General features: G+C 70.2%; 20 protein-coding genes and 1 pseudogene. 8 read left to right on the forward strand and 13 right to left on the reverse strand.

Annotated features, from left to right (window positions below; all coding sequences use genetic code 11):
- Positions 1-21 precede the first annotated feature (21 nt).
- On the reverse strand, positions 22-1,344 hold the full coding sequence (locus KEC57_RS14960) for a bifunctional o-acetylhomoserine/o-acetylserine sulfhydrylase (RefSeq protein WP_229385491.1): 1,323 nt from the start codon (positions 1,342-1,344) through the stop codon (positions 22-24).
- A gap of 177 nt (positions 1,345-1,521) precedes the next feature.
- On the opposite strand from KEC57_RS14960, the gene KEC57_RS14965 reads away from it, so the two are divergent.
- Complete coding sequence (locus tag KEC57_RS14965; RefSeq protein ID WP_229385492.1) at positions 1,522-2,304, forward strand: SDR family oxidoreductase; 783 nt, start codon at positions 1,522-1,524, stop codon at positions 2,302-2,304.
- 36 nt (positions 2,305-2,340) lie between these two features.
- Here the strand turns inward: KEC57_RS14965 and KEC57_RS14970 are convergent, their stop codons facing one another.
- The gene (locus KEC57_RS14970) at positions 2,341-3,873 is read right to left on the reverse strand and encodes an MFS transporter (protein ID WP_229385493.1); all 1,533 of its coding nucleotides are present in this window, start codon (positions 3,871-3,873) and stop codon (positions 2,341-2,343) included.
- A gap of 119 nt (positions 3,874-3,992) precedes the next feature.
- Here KEC57_RS14970 and KEC57_RS14975 point away from each other — a divergent pair, with 119 nt between their 5' ends.
- From KEC57_RS14975 to KEC57_RS14985, 3 genes are read left to right on the forward strand one after another with little or no spacing between them, the layout of a single operon-like run.
- On the forward strand, positions 3,993-4,487 hold the full coding sequence (locus KEC57_RS14975) for a phosphoribosyltransferase (RefSeq protein WP_229385494.1): 495 nt from the start codon (positions 3,993-3,995) through the stop codon (positions 4,485-4,487).
- A 4-nt stretch (positions 4,488-4,491) separates the two neighbouring features.
- On the forward strand, positions 4,492-5,208 hold the full coding sequence (locus KEC57_RS14980; RefSeq protein ID WP_229385495.1) for a uracil-DNA glycosylase: 717 nt from the start codon (positions 4,492-4,494) through the stop codon (positions 5,206-5,208).
- 9 nt (positions 5,209-5,217) lie between these two features.
- A complete protein-coding gene (locus tag KEC57_RS14985; RefSeq protein WP_229385496.1) occupies positions 5,218-5,859 on the forward strand; it encodes a GNAT family N-acetyltransferase in 642 nt (213 codons plus the stop codon).
- Here KEC57_RS14985 and KEC57_RS14990 read toward each other — a convergent pair whose 3' ends face one another.
- The 8 genes from KEC57_RS14990 to KEC57_RS15025 all read right to left on the reverse strand — a co-directional run bounded on the left by KEC57_RS14990 (position 5,860) and on the right by KEC57_RS15025 (position 13,718).
- The gene (locus KEC57_RS14990; RefSeq protein WP_229385497.1) at positions 5,860-6,315 is read right to left on the reverse strand and encodes a protealysin inhibitor emfourin; all 456 of its coding nucleotides are present in this window, start codon (positions 6,313-6,315) and stop codon (positions 5,860-5,862) included.
- Positions 6,293-7,363 carry a M4 family metallopeptidase gene (locus tag KEC57_RS14995; protein WP_229385498.1) on the reverse strand — a complete coding sequence of 357 codons (1,071 nt, stop codon included), beginning with the start codon at positions 7,361-7,363 and terminating at the stop codon, positions 6,293-6,295. The genes KEC57_RS14990 and KEC57_RS14995 overlap by 23 nt, the downstream gene beginning before the upstream one ends.
- Positions 7,364-7,404: 41 nt before the next feature.
- The gene (locus KEC57_RS15000) at positions 7,405-8,205 is read right to left on the reverse strand and encodes an ABC transporter ATP-binding protein (RefSeq protein ID WP_229385558.1); all 801 of its coding nucleotides are present in this window, start codon (positions 8,203-8,205) and stop codon (positions 7,405-7,407) included.
- Between the two features lie 62 nt (positions 8,206-8,267).
- A complete protein-coding gene (locus tag KEC57_RS15005) occupies positions 8,268-9,056 on the reverse strand; it encodes an ABC transporter ATP-binding protein (protein ID WP_229385499.1) in 789 nt (262 codons plus the stop codon).
- Positions 9,053-9,922 (reverse strand): ABC transporter permease, encoded by an 870-nt coding sequence (locus KEC57_RS15010; RefSeq protein ID WP_229385559.1) that lies wholly within the window; start codon positions 9,920-9,922, stop codon positions 9,053-9,055. Before KEC57_RS15010 ends, KEC57_RS15005 begins: the two co-directional genes overlap by 4 nt.
- 191 nt (positions 9,923-10,113) lie before the next feature.
- Entirely contained in the window at positions 10,114-11,064 is a 951-nt protein-coding gene (locus tag KEC57_RS15015) for an ABC transporter permease (protein ID WP_229385500.1), read from the reverse strand.
- The gene (locus KEC57_RS15020; RefSeq protein WP_229385501.1) at positions 11,061-12,569 is read right to left on the reverse strand and encodes an ABC transporter substrate-binding protein; all 1,509 of its coding nucleotides are present in this window, start codon (positions 12,567-12,569) and stop codon (positions 11,061-11,063) included. The genes KEC57_RS15015 and KEC57_RS15020 overlap by 4 nt, the downstream gene beginning before the upstream one ends.
- A 180-nt stretch (positions 12,570-12,749) precedes the next feature.
- Positions 12,750-13,718 (reverse strand): alpha/beta fold hydrolase, encoded by a 969-nt coding sequence (locus tag KEC57_RS15025; RefSeq protein ID WP_229385560.1) that lies wholly within the window; start codon positions 13,716-13,718, stop codon positions 12,750-12,752.
- A 60-nt stretch (positions 13,719-13,778) separates the two neighbouring features.
- On the opposite strand from KEC57_RS15025, the gene KEC57_RS15030 reads away from it, so the two are divergent.
- The 4 genes and pseudogenes from KEC57_RS15030 to KEC57_RS15045 all read left to right on the forward strand — a co-directional run bounded on the left by KEC57_RS15030 (position 13,779) and on the right by KEC57_RS15045 (position 16,285).
- Positions 13,779-14,459, forward strand: coding sequence for a DNA alkylation repair protein (locus KEC57_RS15030; protein ID WP_229385502.1), 681 nt, complete (start codon positions 13,779-13,781; stop codon positions 14,457-14,459).
- Between the two features lie 9 nt (positions 14,460-14,468).
- The gene (locus KEC57_RS15035; RefSeq protein WP_229385503.1) at positions 14,469-14,978 is read left to right on the forward strand and encodes a carboxymuconolactone decarboxylase family protein; all 510 of its coding nucleotides are present in this window, start codon (positions 14,469-14,471) and stop codon (positions 14,976-14,978) included.
- 44 nt (positions 14,979-15,022) lie between these two features.
- Positions 15,023-15,713 (forward strand): annotated as a pseudogene (locus KEC57_RS15040) (tyrosine-protein phosphatase).
- 68 nt (positions 15,714-15,781) lie between these two features.
- Positions 15,782-16,285 (forward strand): SIP domain-containing protein, encoded by a 504-nt coding sequence (locus KEC57_RS15045; protein ID WP_229385504.1) that lies wholly within the window; start codon positions 15,782-15,784, stop codon positions 16,283-16,285.
- A gap of 22 nt (positions 16,286-16,307) precedes the next feature.
- On the opposite strand, the gene KEC57_RS15050 is transcribed toward KEC57_RS15045, so the two are convergent.
- The 3 genes from KEC57_RS15050 to KEC57_RS15060 form a co-directional block, all read right to left on the reverse strand.
- Positions 16,308-16,766: a Fe-S oxidoreductase gene (locus tag KEC57_RS15050; RefSeq protein ID WP_229385505.1), complete on the reverse strand. Its 459-nt coding sequence runs from the start codon at positions 16,764-16,766 to the stop codon at positions 16,308-16,310.
- Positions 16,763-17,584 carry an arginase family protein gene (locus KEC57_RS15055; protein ID WP_229385506.1) on the reverse strand — a complete coding sequence of 274 codons (822 nt, stop codon included), beginning with the start codon at positions 17,582-17,584 and terminating at the stop codon, positions 16,763-16,765. The genes KEC57_RS15050 and KEC57_RS15055 overlap by 4 nt, the downstream gene beginning before the upstream one ends.
- A 130-nt stretch (positions 17,585-17,714) precedes the next feature.
- Complete coding sequence (locus KEC57_RS15060; RefSeq protein WP_229385507.1) at positions 17,715-18,452, reverse strand: PspA/IM30 family protein; 738 nt, start codon at positions 18,450-18,452, stop codon at positions 17,715-17,717.
- Between the last annotated feature and the right edge of the window lie 45 nt (positions 18,453-18,497).

Raw genomic sequence — 18,497 nt, forward strand, 5'->3', positions numbered from 1 at the left:
TACCGAGCCGGCAGACGCGCGTTACGCGCGGGCGGCCTCCGACACGCGACGCGCGGCCGCGAGAGCCTGCTCGAGGTCCGCCTTCAGGTCGTCGACGTTCTCGAGGCCGACCGAGAGGCGCACGAGGCCGGGCGTCACGCCCGTCGTGAGCTGCTGCTCGGGGGTCAGCTGCGAGTGGGTCGTGGACGCGGGGTGGATGACGAGCGAGCGCACGTCGCCGATGTTCGCGAGGTGGCTGAAGAGGGCGAGCGAGTTGACGAACTCACGGCCGGCCTCGACACCGCCCTTGAGCTCGAACGACAGCACCGCACCGACACCCTTGGGGGCGTAGTTGTTGGCGGCCGCGTACCAGGGGGAGGTGGGCAGGCCCGAATAGTTGACCGACGCGACGTCGGCCTGGTTCTCGAGCCACTCCGCGATCTCCTGCGCGTTCTGCACATGGCGCTCGACGCGCAGCGAGAGCGTCTCGATGCCCTGGATCAGCAGCCAGGCGCTGTTCGGCGAGATCGCCGCGCCCAGGTCGCGCAGCAGCTGCACGCGCGCCTTGATGATGTAGGCGAGGCCGTCGCCCACGGCTGCCGTGTACGACGCGCCGTGGTACGACGGGTCGGGAACGGTCAGGCCGGGGAACTTATCGACGTTCTCGGACCACTTGAAAGTGCCGCCGTCGACGATCACGCCGCCGATCGTGGTGCCGTGGCCGCCGAGGAACTTCGTCGCCGAGTGGATCACGATGTCGGCGCCGAACTCGAACGGCTTGATCAGGTACGGCGTCGCGATCGTGTTGTCGACGATCAGCGGGATGCCGGACTCGTGGGCGACATCTGCGACGGTGCGGATGTCGAGCACGTTGATCTTCGGGTTTCCGATGGTCTCGGCGAAGAAGAGCTTGGTGTTGGGGCGGACGGCGCGTCGCCACTCCTCGGGGTCGTCCTGGTTCTCGACGAACGTGGTCTCGATGCCGAGCTTGGCGAGGGTGTACTTGAAGAGGTTGTAGGTGCCGCCGTAGATCGAGCTCGACGCGACGATGTGGTGGCCGGCCTCGGCGATGTTGAGGATGGCGAAGGTCGATGCGGCCTGGCCGCTCGCGACGAGCAGGGCTCCGGTGCCGCCTTCGAGGGCGGCGAGGCGCTCCTCCACGACCGCCTGGGTCGGGTTCTGGATGCGCGTGTAGATGTTTCCGAACTCCGCCAGCGCGAACAGGTTCGCGGCGTGGTCGGCGTTGTCGAAGACGTACGACGTGGTCTGGTAGATCGGCGTCGCGCGAGCCTTCGTCACCGGATCGGGCTGGGCGCCGGAGTGGATCTGCTTGGTCTCGAAACGCCAGTTCTCGGGTGCCGACATGACTTGCTCCTGCGGGTTCGGATGCCGGGAGCAGGCGCCCCCAGCCGGGTTCGACAGTACGGATGCCGCCGGTTGTCAACAACCCGCGGGAAATGTGACGTAACCTCCCCGGGTGCGCGGAAGCGCGCGGAAGCGCGCGGGGCGGCCGCTGACGCCGGTTCTGGGTAGCGTTGTCGTATGACGACAAGACGTGCGGTGGTGACCGGGGCGAGTTCGGGAATCGGTGAGGCTGCTGCGCGTGCGCTGCGCGCCAGCGGCTGGGACGTGGTGGCCGTGGCCCGCCGCGCCGACCGGCTCGCCGCCCTCGAAGTCGAGACGGGCGCCGTCGCGTTCGCGGCCGACCTCACCTCCGATGCAGATGTCGAGGCGCTCGCCGAGTTCCTCGCCGACTCCGGTCCCGTCCACGCGCTCGTGCAGGTCGCGGGGGGCGCGCGCGGCACTGAGCGTGTCGAGGACGCCCGCGTCGAGGACTGGCAGTGGATGTTCGAGGTCAACGTGCTCTCGGCCCAGCGGCTCGTCGCAGCGCTGCTGCCGCAGCTGCGCCGTGCCGCGGCATCCGACGGCCATGCCGACACGCTCTTCGTGACCTCCACCGCGGCGCAGACCGCGTACGCCGGCGGATCCGGCTACAACGCCACGAAGGCGGGGGAGTCGATGCTCGCGCACGTGCTGCGCCTCGAGCTCAACGGAGAGCCGATCCGCGTGATCGAGATCGCTCCGGGCATGGTCCACACGCCCGAGTTCACGCTCAACCGGCTGGGCGGCGACAGCCTGGCGGCCGAGCGCGTCTACGAGGGTGTCCAGAACCCCCTCACCGCGGGCGACGTCGCCGATGTGATCGCCTACGCCCTCAACGCGCCCGGGCACGTCAACCTCGATCTCGTGACGATGAGGCCGGTCGCCCAGTCCGCGCAGCACCTGCTGGCGCGCGGACCGCTGCGACCCCGCGGCGACCACTGACCAAGAGCGGATGCCTCGGCCGTCGCTCCTTCGCCGTCAGATGATCTGCGACTCGCCGGCGACGGCCTCGGCCGCGGGCTGTCCGGTCGCCGAGCCGGTCGAATCGTCGTCGGCGAACGCGACCTTCGGAACGAAGAACAGCAGCACGGCGGCGACGAACCCGCCCGCGGCGCAGATCGCCCACACCGCCATGTAGCCGCCCAGGGAGGCGGCGGTCTGGCTCGCGACCGTGCCGGCGCCGGCGGCCAGCACCACTCCGAAGATGGCCGACGCGAACGTGCCGCCGATGGTCTTCGTGGTGTTGGTGAGCGCCGACGCGATGCCGGTCTGACCGTGCGGAGCGGCCGCGGCCGCAGCCGCCGGCAGCGCCCCGACCAGCGCGCCCGAGCCGATGCCTGCGATGGAGAGGTTCAGCAGCACCTGCCACAGCTCGGTGTGGAACGGCAGGAAGAGGGTGTATCCGATTCCGACGAGCGCCGAGGCGACGATGAGGATGAGACGCGGGTTGGCGCGGCGCGAGGTCACGGCGAAGAGCACCGCGCCGATGATGAGCGAGACCAGGTAGATGCCGATCACGTTCGAGCGTCCGGTCGCGTCGAGCCCCAGGCCGTACCCGAGCGACGAGTCGGTGCCCGCGTACGTCGAGAGCGGTCCCTGCGCCCCGAGCAGACTGATGCCGACCAGGAACGCCGTGATCTGCACCGGCCACATCTCGGGCCGCCGCAGGACCCGGATGTCGATGGCGGGATCGTCCTGACGCAGCTCGAACCGGACGAACCACACGAATACCGCGACACCTGCGGCCAGCAGCGCGACCACCCACCACCAGGCGCCCGGGCCGAGGGCGAGTTCACCGATCATGCGCATGTAGACCAGCGCGCCGGTGACGAGCAGCAACGCCCACGCGAGGATCACGAAGCCCCACGTGTCGAGCCGGCGGCCGGGCATCGGATCGGACTCCGGAACGAAGAACCAGATGACGAAGGCGATGAGCGATACCGCGATCGCAGGCACCATCAGGGTGACGGTGAGATCGCCGCCCGTGGCGGCGAAGATGCGACCGGCCGCGAGAGCGCCGATGATCGCCCCCGCCTGGAGCCCGACGACGAGCAGACCCGCCGCGCGCCGCGTCATCGAGGTGCCCCGGTTCTGACGCCGACCGCGTTCGAAGATGAGGGCGATCTCCAGCGGCAGCCACACCACGTAGAAGCCCTGCAGTGCCCAGGCGATCAGGAAGCTCCAGAAATCACCGGCGAACACGAGCCACCAGCTCGCCGCCGCGGTGAGGATCGCCGCGACGAGCAGGATCCGCTTGTGCCCGTACATGTCGCCGAGCTTCGCGAGAACCGGGACGACGAGCGCCGACAGCAGCAGCTGCGCCGCCTCGAACCAGTTCACGTCGGAGTCGTGGATGCCCAGCGAGGTGACGATGTCGCTGAACAGCGGGACGTAGAACCCCTGCAGGATGCCGCTGGTCACCTCGACGAGCACGAACCAGCCGATCAGACCGGCGGTGATGCCGAGGGCGGAGCCGCGGAAGCGGTCGACGGTGGAGGATGCTCGGGACACGACGGCGAGGATACCCCACGTCCTCAGCGTGCATCGGGTCTCGCTGCGCGGAGCCTCGGGCCACGCGGTCGGCTGCGCTCGCCTTACGCTGGAGGCAACCCGACGAGGAGGGCGTACCTGTGGAGAACGCGACGATCGAACGCGAGACGCTGACGTGGGACGGATTCGGTGCGGCCTGCCGTGACATCGCCCGCGCGATCGTCGTGGACGGCTTCATCCCCGAGGTGGTGGTCGCCATCGCCCGGGGAGGCCTGCTCCCGGCCGGCGCGATCGCATACGGTCTGGGCGTCAAGAACTGCGGCGCGATCAACGTCGAGTTCTACACCGGGATCGGGACCGTTCTCGACGCACCCGAGGTCTTGCCGCCAGAACTCGACATGACCTATCTCGACGGGCGGCGGGTGCTGCTGGTCGACGACGTCGCCGACAGCGGACGCACCCTCGCCCTCGCGGTGCGGCTCCTGCAGGAGCGGGGCGCCGAGGTGCGCTCGGCAGTCATCTACACGAAGCCGACGACGATGGTGCAGCCCGACTACGCGTACGCCGATACCGGTCTGTGGATCGACTTTCCCTGGTCGTTCCAGGGAACGGTGCTCGACGAGGCCGCGCACTGACGCCATGAGCAGGTCGCTCTCCGAACTCGCCGACACGGGCCTGATCGACTCCGACTGGGCAGAGGCGCTCAGCCCCGTCGCACCCGACATCGCCGCGCTCGGCGAGCGCCTGCGCGCCGAGGTCGCTGCCGGACGCTCCTACCTGCCCGCAGGCGAACGCGTGCTGCGGGCATTCCAGCGACCGCTGTCGGGCGTCAAGGTGCTCGTCGTCGGTCAGGACCCGTATCCGACGCCGGGGCATCCGATCGGCCTCTCGTTCGCGGTCGACGCTCACGTGCGCCCGCTGCCGCGGAGCCTGTCCAACATCTATCAGGAGCTGGAAGCCGATCTCGGTGTGCCCCGTGCCGTGCACGGAGACCTCTCGGCCTGGAGCGACCAGGGCGTCATGCTCCTCAACCGCGTGCTCACCGTCGCGCCGGGCGAGCCGGCGTCCCATCGCGGCTGGGGCTGGGAGAAGGTGACCGAGCACGCGATCCGCACGCTCGTCGCCCGCGATCAGCCGCTCGTTGCGATCCTGTGGGGGCGGGATGCCGCGAATCTGCGTCCGCTCCTGGGCGCCACCCCGACCGTCGAGTCCGCGCACCCGTCACCGCTGTCGGCGCGCCGGGGCTTCTTCGGCTCGCGACCCTTCTCGCGCACGAACGATCTGCTCGCCGAGCAGGGCGCCGCGCCGGTGGACTGGGCGCTGCCGGCCTCGATCGACCAGATCCTCCCGGCGTAGGCTGTCGGCATGCTCGAGGAGGAATACGACAGGGATCGGCGCCGGCTGCCTCAGCATCTGCGGCGCCGGCCGGAGCCCGAACGCGACTTCTCGTACGCGATCCGCCCCGTCGAGGACCGTGACATCCCCGACATCCGCGAGATCTACAACCACTACGTCACCAACTCCGTCGTCACCTTCGACGAGGACACCTGGTCGGTCGCGCAGTGGCGCAAGAAGCGCGAGCATCTTCGCAAGCTCGGTCTGCCGTTCCTGGTCGCGGAGTCGCCCACCGGACAGGTGCTCGGCTACGCGCTGGTGCAGCCGATGTCGAGCAAATCCGCGTACCGGTTCTCGGTCGAGAACTCGATCTACCTCGGGCAGGCGGCCACCGGCAAGGGGCTGGGTCGTGCACTGCTGGTGGCACTGATCGAGGCGTGCGAGCAGGCCGGCATCCGGCAGATGGTCGCGGTGATCAGCGACAAGGGCGCCGAAGGCTCGGTGGCGCTGCACGAGAAGCTCGGCTTCGTCGAGGTGGGGCGCATGGGCCGGGTCGGGTTCAAGTTCGGGCGCTGGCTGGGCACGATCTCCATGCAGAAGGCGCTCACACCGGTGAAGAAGAGCGCCGCCAAGAAGGCCCCCGCGAAGAAGAGGGGCCTCTTCGGGCGCTGATCAGCGCCCGGGGCGCTCGGCGTCGGGCGAGGCGGTCGCGCCACTGTTCCACGAGCGCACCGCGTCGACCAGTTCGCGCCAGGCTCCGGTGACCTGGTCCTCGGCGAGCTCGGCCTCACGGCGGTCGGCGGCGCCGGCGGAAGGGTCGGACCAGCGCGCGCGGATCCACCAGACGAATCCGTCCGCGATGGGTGATTGCTGCGCCCGCTCGGCAACGAGCCCCTTGTCGCCCGGCTCGTTCGGGTGCGCGGCGATCGCGGGCGCGTCGTCCCACGGGCAGCGGTCGAGCAGAACGATCCACTCGGATGCCTGGTCCTCGGGGGGTTGCGCGCTCCAGCGGCGCGTGAGCCCGGCGAAGCCCCCGGTGCGTGCGACGTCGACCTCGACGGCGGGTTCGGGAGTCGCGGCGGGCGCGGACGGTCCCTGGCCGCGGTCAGTGCGTGGTGTCTGGTCCATCCTGGATCACGCCGACGCCCGTCCACCCGGCGCGGACGGCGGCTACCTCCTCCGACTCCTCACCGTACTCCGCGGCGGCGGCCGCGAGGGTGGCGTCGGCGAACGCGGTGAAGTCCACGGTGGCGGCCAGCGTGCCCGAGGTGAGGGCGCGATACCAGATGAGACCGGCCCGCTCCCACGCGTTCCCGCCGAGCGCTTTCGCGGCGAGGTAGAACGCGTGATTCGGGATGCCGGAGTTGATGTGCACGCCCCCGTTGTCGTCGCGGGTCTGGACGTAGTCGTCCATGTGGGCGGGCTGGGGGTCCTTGCCCAGCACATCGTCGTCGTAGGCCGTGCCGGGCGCGGCGAGCGAGCGCAGCGCGCGGCCTTGGACGGAGTCGGTGAAGATCCCCTCGCCGATCAGCCAGGATGCCTCGTCGGCACCGTGGCCGAGGTGATGCTGCTCGGCGAGTGCGCCGAACACATCGGCGATGGACTCATTGAGCGCGCCCGACTGCCCGCGGTAGAGCAGACCGCCCTCGTCCTCGATCACGCCGTGCGCGAGTTCGTGCGCGATCACCGACAGCGACCTGGTGAACCCCGTGAACACCTCGCCGTCCCCGTCGCCGAACACCATGCGCTCGCCGTTCCAGAAAGCGTTGTCGTAGTCCTCGCCGTAGTGCACAGTGGCCAGGAGCGAGCCGCCGGTGCCGTCGAGGCTGTTGCGTGCGAACGCGTCCCAGAGGAAGTCGAAGGTCGCACCGAGGCCGTCGAACGCCTCGTCGACCGCGGCGTCGCCGGAGGCGGGGTCGTCCTCGCGGCGAACCCGGATGCCGGGCAGCACCTCCCGCTGCTGTGCGTCGGAGACCTCCCGATCGGGCGCGGGAGTCGTCTCTGCGACAAGCGTGCCGGGCTCTTCGATCGACAGTCGCAGGCGAGAGCGAGCCGGACGGTACTCGCGCGGGGCGGCGAGCGTGGAGCGCGCCGCCTCTGCCGCACGCGCCCACGTGGGTTCCTGCGCGGCGGCGATGCGGGCCAGGATGTACGGGGGAACGATCGCGGGGGCCATGCTCCGAGGCTAGCGGCGCCCCCCGACGCGATGCGTGAGCCTCAACCGGCACCGGGGTCGATCACGGGGATCGAGGCGAGGAGGCGTCGGGTGTACGCCACCTGGGGCTGCAGCAGCACCTTCTCGGTCGGACCCTCCTCGACGATCCGGCCGTCCTTCATGACGACGACCTCGTCGCACAGGTTCTGGACGACGCCGATGTCGTGCGACACCATCAGCAGGGTGAGCCCGTCTCGCGCCCGCAGCTCGCCGAGCAGTTCGAGGATCTGGGCGCGGACGGTCACGTCCAACGCAGACAGGGGCTCGTCGCCGACGAGGAGCCGCGGACGGTGCACGACGGCGCGCGCGAGCGCGATCCGCTGGCGCTGCCCGCCCGAGAACTCGTGCGGGAAGCGGTCGGCCATGTCGGCGTCGAGTCCGACGTCATCGAGCACTTCGCGCACGCGCCGGCGTCGATCGCCCTCGATCCCGAGCGCCCACAGCGGTTCGCCGATGATGCGCCCGACGCTCATCCGCGGGTCGAGCGACGCGTATGGATCCTGGAACACGATCCCGGTCTGGCGGCGCAGCCAGTGCAGCGAACGCGCGGGCGCCGCGGCATCGATCGGGCGGCCGTCGAATTCGACGGTGCCCTCGGTCGGGGCGTCGAGCGCGAGCAACAGGCGCACCAGCGTGGACTTTCCCGACCCCGACTCGCCGATGATGCCGACAGCCGAGCCCTCTCGCACGTCCATGTCGGCATCCTCGAGGCCCGTGGTGAAGGTCTTCGCCGCGAACAGCCCGCTCCGCGGAGCGGGGTACCGGCGCGTGAGTCCGCGCGCGCGGATCAGCGGAGCCGGGATCGCACCCGGTTCGGCCCCGGAGCGCGGGGCCGGGCCCGGTCGCCCGGCGCGCGGAGACGCGCTCATTCCGCACCCCCCGGTCGCCACAGCGTCGCGGTCGCATCGCGCAGGAGCCCTCGAGTGACGGGGGAGGAGGGTGCCGTGAGCAGCTGCGCCACCGGGGCGTCCTCGACCACCTTCCCGGCGTCGAGCACCACGCCGTGCGTGGCGATCTGAGACAGCACCGCGAGGTCGTGCGTGATGAACACGAGCGACATCCCGTCGTCCTCGACGAGGCCGCGCAGCAGCTCCAGGATCTCCGCCTGGATCGTGACGTCCAGCGCGGTCGTGGGCTCGTCGGCGATCAGCAGTCGCGGCCGGCAGGCCAGCGCCATGGCGATCGCGACGCGCTGGCGCTGCCCGCCCGACAGCTGGTGCGGATAGCGGGCCACGACCCGATGCGGATCGGGCAGCGCGACCCGCGACGCCTCCGCCACAGCCCGGGTTGCGGCATCCCGTTTCGACAGCCCCTGGTGGATGCGGATCGATTCGGCGATCTGTCGCCCGACGGTGCGGATCGGATTGAGCGCGGTGCGCGGCTCCTGGAAGACGATGCCGATCTCGTCGCCGCGAAGCTCGGCGAGCTCGCGGTCGGTCAGGCCGATGAGTTCACGGCCATTCCAGCGGATGCTGCCACCCGCCTCGGCGCCGTCGGGGAGGAGTCCCAGGATCGCCAGTGCGGTCAGCGACTTGCCCGACCCCGATTCGCCGATGAGCCCGACGCGGGCGCCCTCTGGCACCGAGAACGACACGCCGTCCACGACCCGGCGGCCGTCGATGTCGATGGTGAGCTCGCGCACGTCGAGGCTCACGAGACCACCTCCGGGATGTGGAGGCGAGCGCGACGGGTGGCGAAGGGGCTCCGCGACAGCGTCGGGTCGGTCGCTTCGCGCAGGGCGTCGCCGAGCAGGTTGAGGCCGAGCACGGTGAGTGTGATCGCGAGGCCCGGCCACACCACCGACAGGGGATGCACCGTGATGAACTGCTGCAGCTGGGCGAGGAGAAGACCCCAGGACGGCTCGGTCACGGGGGCGCCGAAGCCGAGGTACGACAGGCCGGCCTCGGCGAGCACGGCGACGGCCATGCCCCACGACAGCTGCACGATGAACACCGGGGCGACGTTCGGCAGCAGATGCCGCACCAGATTCTGTGCGGGCGTGAGTCCCGATGCCCGCCCGGCGAGCACGAAGTCGCTGTGCAGGACGCGGCGAAGCTCGGGTCGCGTGACGCGTGCGATGTTGACGCCGAAGCCGATGCCGACCGACCAGATCACGACCCAGAGCGATCCGCCCCACACCGCGGAGATCATCATGGCGATGATGAGCACCGGGAACGCGATGAGGATGTCCACGAATACGGCGACCGATTCGCGCAGCCACCGGACGGTGAGGGCGCCGAGCGCTGCGAGCGCGATGCCGATCACGGTGGCGACGATCCCGGCACCGACGGCGACCAGCACGGTGGTGCGCGCGCCCGCCATGATGAGGCTCAGGATGTCGCGCCCCGAGCCGTCGGTGCCGAGCAGGTGCGGCCACCCGGGAGGCGCCCACCGGTTCGAGATCTCGACCTGCTGCGGGTCGAACGGCGTCCAGAACCGCGCAACGATCGCTGTGATCACCACGACGGCGACCACGATGAGACCGAAGCGGCCGGTCGAGAGGTGCCACAGCCGGCCCAGCCACGCCCAGCGCGAGCGACGCGGTCTCTGTGGTCCCTGTCTCGAATTCCGCGCATCGTGTCCCGGAATCGACCGATCCGAGCCGGCCGGAGCGGTGGATTCCGGGACATGGTTCGTCGGTGGTGGCGTGTCGGCCGGGGAGGCCGGGGAGGCCGGGGGCGGAGGCGAGGCCGGGGGCGGAGAGCCGGGGGTCATGCCGCCTCCCGCTGCCGAGGGTCTATGACGCGGTGCACGAGGTCGACGACGAAGCCGACGATGAGGACGAAACCGGTCAGGGCGAGCAGCTCGCCCTGCACCTTGGGGAGGTCGCGCGCGCCGACGTCGGCCACGAGCATGCGCCCGATCCCGGGCAGCGAGAACAGCTGCTCGATCACGACGGCGCCGACGATGATTCCGGCGACCTGCAGACCGAGCACCGTGATGACGGACAGGCCCACCACGGGAAGCCCGTGCCGGATCAGCGCAGCGTCACGGGTGAGGCCCTTGGCCGCAGCCGTCCGGACGAAGTCCTGCCCGACCGCCTGGAGCGTGGCGCTGCGGACGAAGCGCATCAGCATGGCGCCCTCGACGATGCCGATCGTGAGGGCGGGGAGCAGCAGCGAGCGCAGCGCGGCGCCCGGGTCGTTCCATCCGGCGCGCGGGAACCCCTGCGCGGGGAGCCAGCCGAGCCACACGGCGAATACGACGACGAGCATCATTCCCGCCCAGACCACCGGCACTGCCGCGAGCGTCTGGGCGCCCACGCTCAACGCGGTGCCATCGGCGCGGCCGCGCCGCATGGCCGACAGCACGCCCAACGGCACGCTGATGATCACCGCGATCGTGAGCGACAGGATGCCGAGGGGGACGGTGACCTCGGCCTTCTCGGCCAGTTCGTCCACGACGCTGGTGCCCGTCAGCAGCGACGAGCCGAGGTCGCCGCGCAAGACGCCGCCGATCCAGTCGAGGTACTGCGCCGGAAGCGGCTGGTCGAGACCGAGCCGCTCCCGGACCGCGGCGATCTGCTCGGGCGTCGAGCCCGTGCCCGCGATCAGCTGCGCGATGTCACCGGGGAGGACCCGCAGCGTGACGAAGATGAGCACGCTGGCCACGAGAAGCCCGAGCAGAAGCAGGGCGAATCGGGTCAGCGTGTATCGGATCACCCGTTGCTCTTGGCGATCTCGGCAAGGTTGAGGCGCTCGTTCACGTTGATCGAGGGCATACCGGTGATGTTAGTGCCGACCGCCACGACCGAGGCTCCGTTGTAGAGCCAGTCCGCGGCGGAGTCCTCGGCGACGATGCGCGCGGCCTGCGCGAGCAGGTCGGCGGCCTCGGCCTCGTCGGTCGCGGCGAGCGATTCTGCGTAGAGCTCCTGCACCTCGGGGTTGTCGTAGGTGAAGTAGTAGTCGGGGTTCGCCCAGTTCTCGAAGTCGCGCGCCTCGGTGTGCAGGACGAAGCTGAGGTCGTAGTCCTGGTTGATGTAGACGTCGTTGAGCCACGTCGGGAAGTCGACCGATTCGACCTCCAGCGTGATGCCGACCTCGTTGAGGTCCGACACGAGGATCTGGGGGATCGTGGTCGCATAGAAGTTGGGGATCGTCAGCGTGAGCTCGAGGTCGTCTGCACCAGCCTCCTCGAGCAGGGCGCGGGCGGCATCGGGGTCGTACGGGGCGATGTCCGAGAGGTCTTCGTACCCCGGGTCGAGCTCGGGGATGGGGCCGTACTGCGTCTGGCCCGACGCGAGCGCCTCGACGATCGCATCGTGGTCGATCGCCTGGCGGATCGCCTGGCGCACGCGCTTGTCTGCGAGCGGACCCGAGGTCTGGTTGAACGCGAGCGTGCCCTTGTCGGTGGACTGGCCGAGCACGAGGGCGAAGTCGCCCGTCTCCTCGACCTGGTCCTTCAGGTTCGCGTCGAACCCCGTCACCACGTCGACCTCCCCCGCCAGCGCGGCGTTGAGAGCTGCCTGGTTGTCGGGGATGTAGTCGAACACGACCTCGGCGACGGCGGACGGCTCGCCCCAGTAGGCGTCGTTGCGCGCGAAGGTGATGCTGTCGCCCTGCCGCCAGCTGGCCAGGGCGAACGGGCCGGTGCCGTTGGTCTTGGTCTTGTAGTCGACGCCGTCGCCCTCCTTCAGCACGAGGCCGGCGCGGCCGGTGAGATTCCACAGCAGGCTGGAGTCGGGCTGGGTCAGCGTGAGGGTGATCTCCTGCCCCTCGGCGGCGATCGATGCCACGTTGGCGAGACGCGAGGAGTCGCTCCACGCGGGGGTGTCCTTGCGGGTCTGCAGCGACCAGACGACATCCTGCGGGGTCAGCTCCTGGCCGTCGTGGAAGGTCACACCCTCTCGGAGCGTGAACGTGTAGGTCAGACCGTCCGTCGAGACCGTCCAGTCGCTCGCCAGGGCCGGCACGATGTCCTGCTCCGGGGTGCGCGCCACCAGCCCCTGGTACACGTTGTCGACCAGGATCTGGTCGAGGGCGGCGCCCGCCGTCTCGCGGATGTCGAGGTTTCCGGGCTCGAGCACCAGTCGGATCGCGACGGACGCATCGGGGTCGGGCTCGCCCGTCGTGGTGGGGGCGGGCTCGCTGCCGGCGCTGCAGGCGCTGAGTGCGAGGACGCCGGCGGCGAGGATCGAGGTCGCGACGAGGACGGTGCGACGGAGCATGGGGGTCCTTTCGGAGGGGTCCGCGTGTGCTGTGGCGGGTGCCGGCGGCGACGGGTCTTCGCGACTGCCGGTGCGATAGTCCAGCCTAGGGACATCGCGACGGGCCACGGCGACCCGGTACACGGAACGCAACAGAAGCGTTAGCGCTTCCCGGATGCCCGGATCGAGTGCGCAGCGCGCTCAGTCCGGCGCGGCCAGGGTGCGCAGGCGCTCGCCGAGGGCGACGGGGATCTCCTCCTGCACGTTGTGCCCGGCATCGACCACGGCGACGGATGCCTCGGGGTTGCGACGGGCGAACTCGGCGGCATCCGCTTCGGTGACGTAGCCGCGTTCTCCGCGCAGCAGCGTGGTGGGCGCCACGACACCCGCGAGGTCTTTCCAGCCGCTCTCTCCGAGGACGGCCGACACCGCGTCCGGCGATGCCGAGGCATCCGAGGGGGGCGCGGCGTGCACCGCGTTGGCCAGGTGCGCGAAGTGGTGCTTCCACTCGACGCGTCCGTCGGCGCGGACGCGGGAGTTGAAGAACACGCCGCGCTCGGCCTTGCGACGGGTGCCGCCGCCGAGGCCGAACGCCAGCGCGCGGTCGACGAGCTCGGCGCGCGACGTCCAATCCACGGGGCCGGCGAAGAACTCCCGGATCTGCGTCGGACCCGCGTTCGGATCGACGCCGGGCGTGATGTCGATGACGACCAGTTCGGCGACGAGGTCGGGTCGGGATGCCGCGACCGCCGCGGCCGTCAGCCCGCCCAGCGATTGTCCGACGAGCACCTGCGGTGCATCCGTCCAGGCATCCAGCCCCGCCGCGACATCCGGCGCGAGGACGCGGGCGATGTAGGCGGCATCGGTGCGCCACGACGAGTCGCCGTGGCCGGGCAGATCGATCGCGAGGGCGGGCAGGCCGAGCGCCAGGATCGTGGTGTCCCACGTGTGGGCGTTCAGGCCCGCCCCGTGCAGGAACGTCACCGCCGGCGTGGCCTCGGGAGCGCCTCCGGGCGCATAGCGCAGGGCGCTCAGCGAGCGCCCGTCGGGAAGTGTCAGGGTGAGGCGCTCGCCGCGGGGGATGGGCCCTGCGATGCCGGCGTCGGCAGCCTGTTCCTGAAGGAAGGAGAACTCGTCGATCGGTTCGCTCACGGGCACATTCTCTCCCATCGCGGAGGCATCGAGATCCCGGGTGTCATGGCGCTTCATAGACTGGGCTCGGAGGTCCCGATGCCCGAAACGACCCTGTCCGAGGCGCTGGCCGAACTCGCCGCCCTGGAGGATCCCAAGATGCGCGCCGCGAACGAGAAGCGCGGCGACGACCACGGCATCAACCTCGGGCGCATGAGGGCGCTGGCCAAGAGGATCAAGACCGACCAGCCGCTCGCACGTGAACTGTGGGAGACCGGCGAGACTGCTCCGCGCCTGCTCGCGATACTCGTCTGTCGCCCGCGCGAGTACAGCGCGGACGAACTGGACGCGATGCTCCGCGAGACGGATCCTCCGAAGGTGAACGAGTGGTTCGTCAGCTACGTCGCCAAGAAGTCGCCGCTGGCCGAAGAGCTGCGGATGCGCTGGTTCGGCGATGCGGATCCCACCGTCGCGGCAGCGGCGTGGTCCCTGACGAGCGAACGCGTGGTCAAGAAGGCGGAGGGCCTCGACCTCGACGACCTTCTCGATCTGATCGAGCGCGACATGAGGGACGCGCCGCCGCGGCCGCAGTGGACGATGAACGAGACGCTCGCGCAGATCGGCATCCACAACGCGCGATTGCGCCCTCGCGCGCTGGAGATCGGCGAGCGGCTGCAGGTGCTCGCCGACTATCCGACGCCTCCGGGCTGCACGTCGCCGTTCGCTCCGAGCTGGATCTCCGAGATCGTGCGCCGCCGCGAAGCCGTCACCGCTGGATAGGCTGACGGCATGACGCAAGAACCCCGCGTACACCTGTCGAGATCGGCCCCGCCTGCCTATCAGGCGCTCTCGGCGTTCTCGAAGGCCGTCGGCGCGATCGCCACCGAGAACGGCCTCGACGACCGCCTGAAGGAGCTCGTGCAGATCCACACGTCGCAGCTGAACGGCTGCGCGTACTGCGTGCGTGTCCACGTCGAACGGGCTGTGAAGGCCGGCGTCACCGCGGATGTCGTCGCGCAGCTGCCGGTGTGGCGCGACTCCGGAGTCTTCACCGATCGCGAGCGCGCGGGGCTCGAACTCGCCGAGTCGTTCGCGTTCATCCACGATGACGGCATCCCCGACGATGTCTACGACCGCGTCGGCGGAGTGCTCAGCGAGGCCGAGTACGTCGCTCTCAGCTGGATCCTCGTCTCGATCAACGCGTTCAACCGCGTCGCGATCGCCGGACGCTACGACGTGCCGCCGCGCGATGACCTCACCCGCGAAGACAAGGACGCCGCCGCGGGCAAGGCGTGGTGACAGCGGCAGACTCCGAGGCCGGCGACCCGGTGGTCTCGGGCGCCGTGAATCTCCGCGACGTCGGCGGCCTCGCGGCGGGTGCCCTGGTCACACGCCACGGCGTGCTGTTCCGCTCGGGCAACCTCGCGCGGCTGGACGCTGCGGGAGCGCGCGCTCGCCGACCTGCGTCTGCGGCGGATCATCGATCTGCGCGCGGACGAAGAGGTCGCGCGCGAGCCGAGCCTGCTGGACGGGATCGACGTGGTGACGCAGCGCGTGCCGTTGTTCCTCGGCTCGGTCGACTCCTTCTTCAGCGACGACATCGGACTCGACGAGATGTACCGCCGCCTGGTCGATGACTCCTCGGCCGGTGTCGTGGACGTGGTGCGCGGCATCCTGGCCGACCAGCCGGTGCTGGTGCACTGCACGGTCGGAAAGGATCGCACCGGGGTCACGGTCGCGCTGACTCTCGCCGCCGCCGGGGTCGATGCAGAGTCCGTCGTGTCGGACTACGCCCGCACCGAGGTGCTGCTTCCCGAAGGGCGCAACCGCCGGATCGTGGAGTTCCTGCGCGCCCTGCACCCCGAGGCGGTGCATCTCGAGGACCTCGCGACCCGTTCGCCCGCACCTGTCATGCGCGCATTGCTGGATGACGTCGTCGCGCGCTACGGCTCGGCCGCGGACTACCTGCGCGCACCCGGTCTCGACGACGACGAAGCGGCGGAGCTGCGACGCGTGCTGCTGCGCGAATTGTGACGGCTGAGCCCACTCTCTTTTCGCACTGAGGTAAGGCAACCCTTCATCAGGGGTATAGTGGATTCGTCATGACCCACACGACCGAGACCCGCAGCACCCGCCACGGCAGCGCCGAGCACAGCGCTTCGGCCTGTCGCGCCTCGCGTCACACGCGCGTGCAGCAGCTCATCACCGCCGACGAGACCTCGCTGGTCGATCTCGAGACCCTTCTCGCGACCTTGCCGATCTGCTCGACGGGGCGCGTCTTCATCGAGATTCCGGATGCCTCGTGGCAGGCCGCCATCGTCGCACCGAGCCGCATGGTCGTGACGTGGCTCGATCGCTCGCAGCGTTCCGGCGCTCCCGGCACGGGCCGAGGCTGCACGTCGGGAGAGGCGCTCTCGCGTGCCGTCACCGCGTGGGCCGACGAGATGCTGTGCGAGTCCGCCGAACAGGGCGACGACCAGACGCGCATCCACCTCCTCGGCGGCTATCTCGGCACCGCCGACATCGTCGACCACCTGATCGATCTCGGCATCCGCGCCGACGCGATTCACGCGCCCGAGCAGTACGGTCTCGCGACAGCCCGCTGACCCGCCGCACGCGATCCGCGGTTCAGGCCGCTCCGCGAGGCACATAGTTGCCGTCCTCGAGTCCCGCCTCGATCTCGAATCGATTGCGCAGCGGATTCCGTCCGGCTAGGGCGTAGAGCGGCGTCATCAGCAGGCCGTAGCGCTCCCACTGGCGCTTGTGCACAGCCTCGTGCCGCAGCAGCGCGGCGCTCACCCGTCCGTCGCCGGTGAGGAAGCACCCGCCGACGCACACGCCGCCGCGCGGAAAGGTCCAACGCGGCATCCCGCGGAAGACCCACAGGCCCTCGCGCTTCTCGATGCGTCCCGTGCTCCACAGCGACCCCCACACCCAGCCCACGGCGCTGCCGTACCAGAAGCCGGCGCGGCTGATCGGCGAGTCCAGAAGGAACGACGGGATCATGCGGTCGATGCGGCGGCCGCGAAGCACGGCGCGCTCGGCAGCGGCACGCCAGCCCCGGGGCGGCGCGGGGATCGGACTCACGCGAGCGCCCCGATCACGCGCAGGATCGCGCCGAGGTCGTCGGTGGCGGATGCCGCAGAAGCGGGGGAGTAGCCGGCCAGCGATGCTCCGACCAGGGGCAGCCGGGCGCGCAGCCCCGATACAGCGGCGGTCAGTTCCGAGACGGAGACCCCGAACGGCTCGGGGTGGGCGTTGCCGGCGAGTTCGGAGGGATCGAGCACGTCGACGTCGATGTGCACGTACACCGCGTCGGCCCCGGTGAGGGCGACCGACTCGGCGAGGGCCTCGGCATCGCGCAGGACGTCGACCGCGAGGGTCGCGATCCCGAGCTCGGTCACGAGGTCGAGTTCGGCGTCGTCGTAGGACCGCGCGCCCGCGATGACGATGCGATCGGCGCCGATCGTGCCTGCCTCGAGCGACAGGCCCGGCTCACCGCGACCGAGCACAGCGCTCAGCACCATGCCCGCGAAGGCGCCGGAGGGCGACGATTGCGGGGAGTTGAGGTCGGGGTGCGCGTCGAGCCAGACGACCGCGAGGCCAGGAGATCGGCGCGCTGCGTGGGCGATGGGGGCGAGCGCGATGCCGCAGTCGCCGCCGATCGTGAGCACCGGCTCCGTGTGGCCGGCCAGGGCGTCGGCGATCTGCGCGGACACCCGCTGGAGCGAGCTGAAACGGTGGATGCCGGTGCCCAACGACTCGCCGGCCTCCATCGGCACGTCCAGCACCGTGGTGGCCGAGCGGGGAAGGTCTCCGGCGATGGCCTGGGCGCCGTCGATGAGCTGCATCGCCCGAGACGACGGGCTTCCCTGCCACTGCGGCACCACGAGATATCGCGTCATCCCCTCATCTTCGCCTAGAGCGGCGGTCCCGGCATCTTTCCCGCGACGAAGGGCGCCCGCGACAGGCGGAGACGACGGAGGGGCGCCGGTCCTCGCGGACGCGGCGCCCCTCGTGCGGTGCTGTGCTCGGTCAGTTGCCGATCGCGGCCTGCGGCGTGCCGCCGGCCTTCAGCACGGCCAGCCGCGCCTCGACCTCGGTCAGCTCGCCGACGTCCTCGAGCTGGTTGAACTGCGCGTCGAGGGTGGATGCCGCGAGTTCCTGCTTGCCGGTCGCGAGGGCCTCCTGCCGGCGGACCTTGTCTTCGAAGCGGCCGAGCTCGCTGGTCGGGTCGAGCACGTCGATCGACTTGACCGCGTCGTGGACCTTGTTCTGCGCTTCGGCCGTCTTGGCGCGCGCGAGAAGCTCGGAGCGCTTGGACTTCAGCTGCTCCAGCTTCTGCTTCATGCCATTGAGGCCCTCTTTGAGCTTGTCGACGACCTCGTTCTGCGAGGCGATCGTCGGCGCGATGGCCCGTGCCTCGTTCTCTTCGCTGATCTGACGCTGCAGCGCGATCTTCGCGAGGTTGTCGAACTTGTCGGCGTCGGGGGTGTTGCCCGTGGTCCGCAGCTCGTCGGCCTTGCGGCTGGCGGCGAGTGCCTTGTTGCCCCACTCGGTGGCCGCCTGGATGTCTTCCTGGTGGTCGCGCTCGAGCAGACGCAGGTTGCCGATCGTCTCGGCGATGGCCGACTCGGCGTCGGCGATGGAGTTGGTGTAGTCCCGCACCAGCTGGTCGAGCATCTTCTGCGGATCCTCGGCGGAGTCGAGGAGCGCGTTGATGTTCGCCTTCATGAGGGTAGAGATTCGACCGAAGATGGACTGCTTCGCCATCGGTATTTCCTTCCTTGTCGGACTGAGTACAGAGGATCAGGTTGT

This window comes from Microbacterium allomyrinae, from assembly GCF_020682705.1.
GTDB lineage: Bacteria > Actinomycetota > Actinomycetes > Actinomycetales > Microbacteriaceae > Microbacterium > Microbacterium allomyrinae.

What these genes read in the sequence shown, in the direction of transcription:
- KEC57_RS14960 (WP_229385491.1), bottom strand. Translation starts at nt 1,344, where the DNA reads ATGTCGGCACCCGAGAACTGGCGTTTCGAGACCAAGCAGATCCACTCC.
- KEC57_RS14965 (WP_229385492.1), top strand. Translation starts at nt 1,522, where the DNA reads ATGACGACAAGACGTGCGGTGGTGACCGGGGCGAGTTCGGGAATCGGT.
- KEC57_RS14980 (WP_229385495.1), top strand. Translation starts at nt 4,492, where the DNA reads ATGAGCAGGTCGCTCTCCGAACTCGCCGACACGGGCCTGATCGACTCC.
- KEC57_RS14985 (WP_229385496.1), top strand. Translation starts at nt 5,218, where the DNA reads ATGCTCGAGGAGGAATACGACAGGGATCGGCGCCGGCTGCCTCAGCAT.
- KEC57_RS14990 (WP_229385497.1), bottom strand. Translation starts at nt 6,315, where the DNA reads ATGGACCAGACACCACGCACTGACCGCGGCCAGGGACCGTCCGCGCCC.
- KEC57_RS14995 (WP_229385498.1), bottom strand. Translation starts at nt 7,363, where the DNA reads ATGGCCCCCGCGATCGTTCCCCCGTACATCCTGGCCCGCATCGCCGCC.
- KEC57_RS15020 (WP_229385501.1), bottom strand. Translation starts at nt 12,569, where the DNA reads ATGCTCCGTCGCACCGTCCTCGTCGCGACCTCGATCCTCGCCGCCGGC.
- KEC57_RS15025 (WP_229385560.1), bottom strand. Translation starts at nt 13,718, where the DNA reads ATGGGAGAGAATGTGCCCGTGAGCGAACCGATCGACGAGTTCTCCTTC.
- KEC57_RS15030 (WP_229385502.1), top strand. Translation starts at nt 13,779, where the DNA reads ATGCCCGAAACGACCCTGTCCGAGGCGCTGGCCGAACTCGCCGCCCTG.
- KEC57_RS15035 (WP_229385503.1), top strand. Translation starts at nt 14,469, where the DNA reads ATGACGCAAGAACCCCGCGTACACCTGTCGAGATCGGCCCCGCCTGCC.
- KEC57_RS15045 (WP_229385504.1), top strand. Translation starts at nt 15,782, where the DNA reads ATGACCCACACGACCGAGACCCGCAGCACCCGCCACGGCAGCGCCGAG.
- KEC57_RS15055 (WP_229385506.1), bottom strand. Translation starts at nt 17,584, where the DNA reads ATGACGCGATATCTCGTGGTGCCGCAGTGGCAGGGAAGCCCGTCGTCT.
- KEC57_RS15060 (WP_229385507.1), bottom strand. Translation starts at nt 18,452, where the DNA reads ATGGCGAAGCAGTCCATCTTCGGTCGAATCTCTACCCTCATGAAGGCG.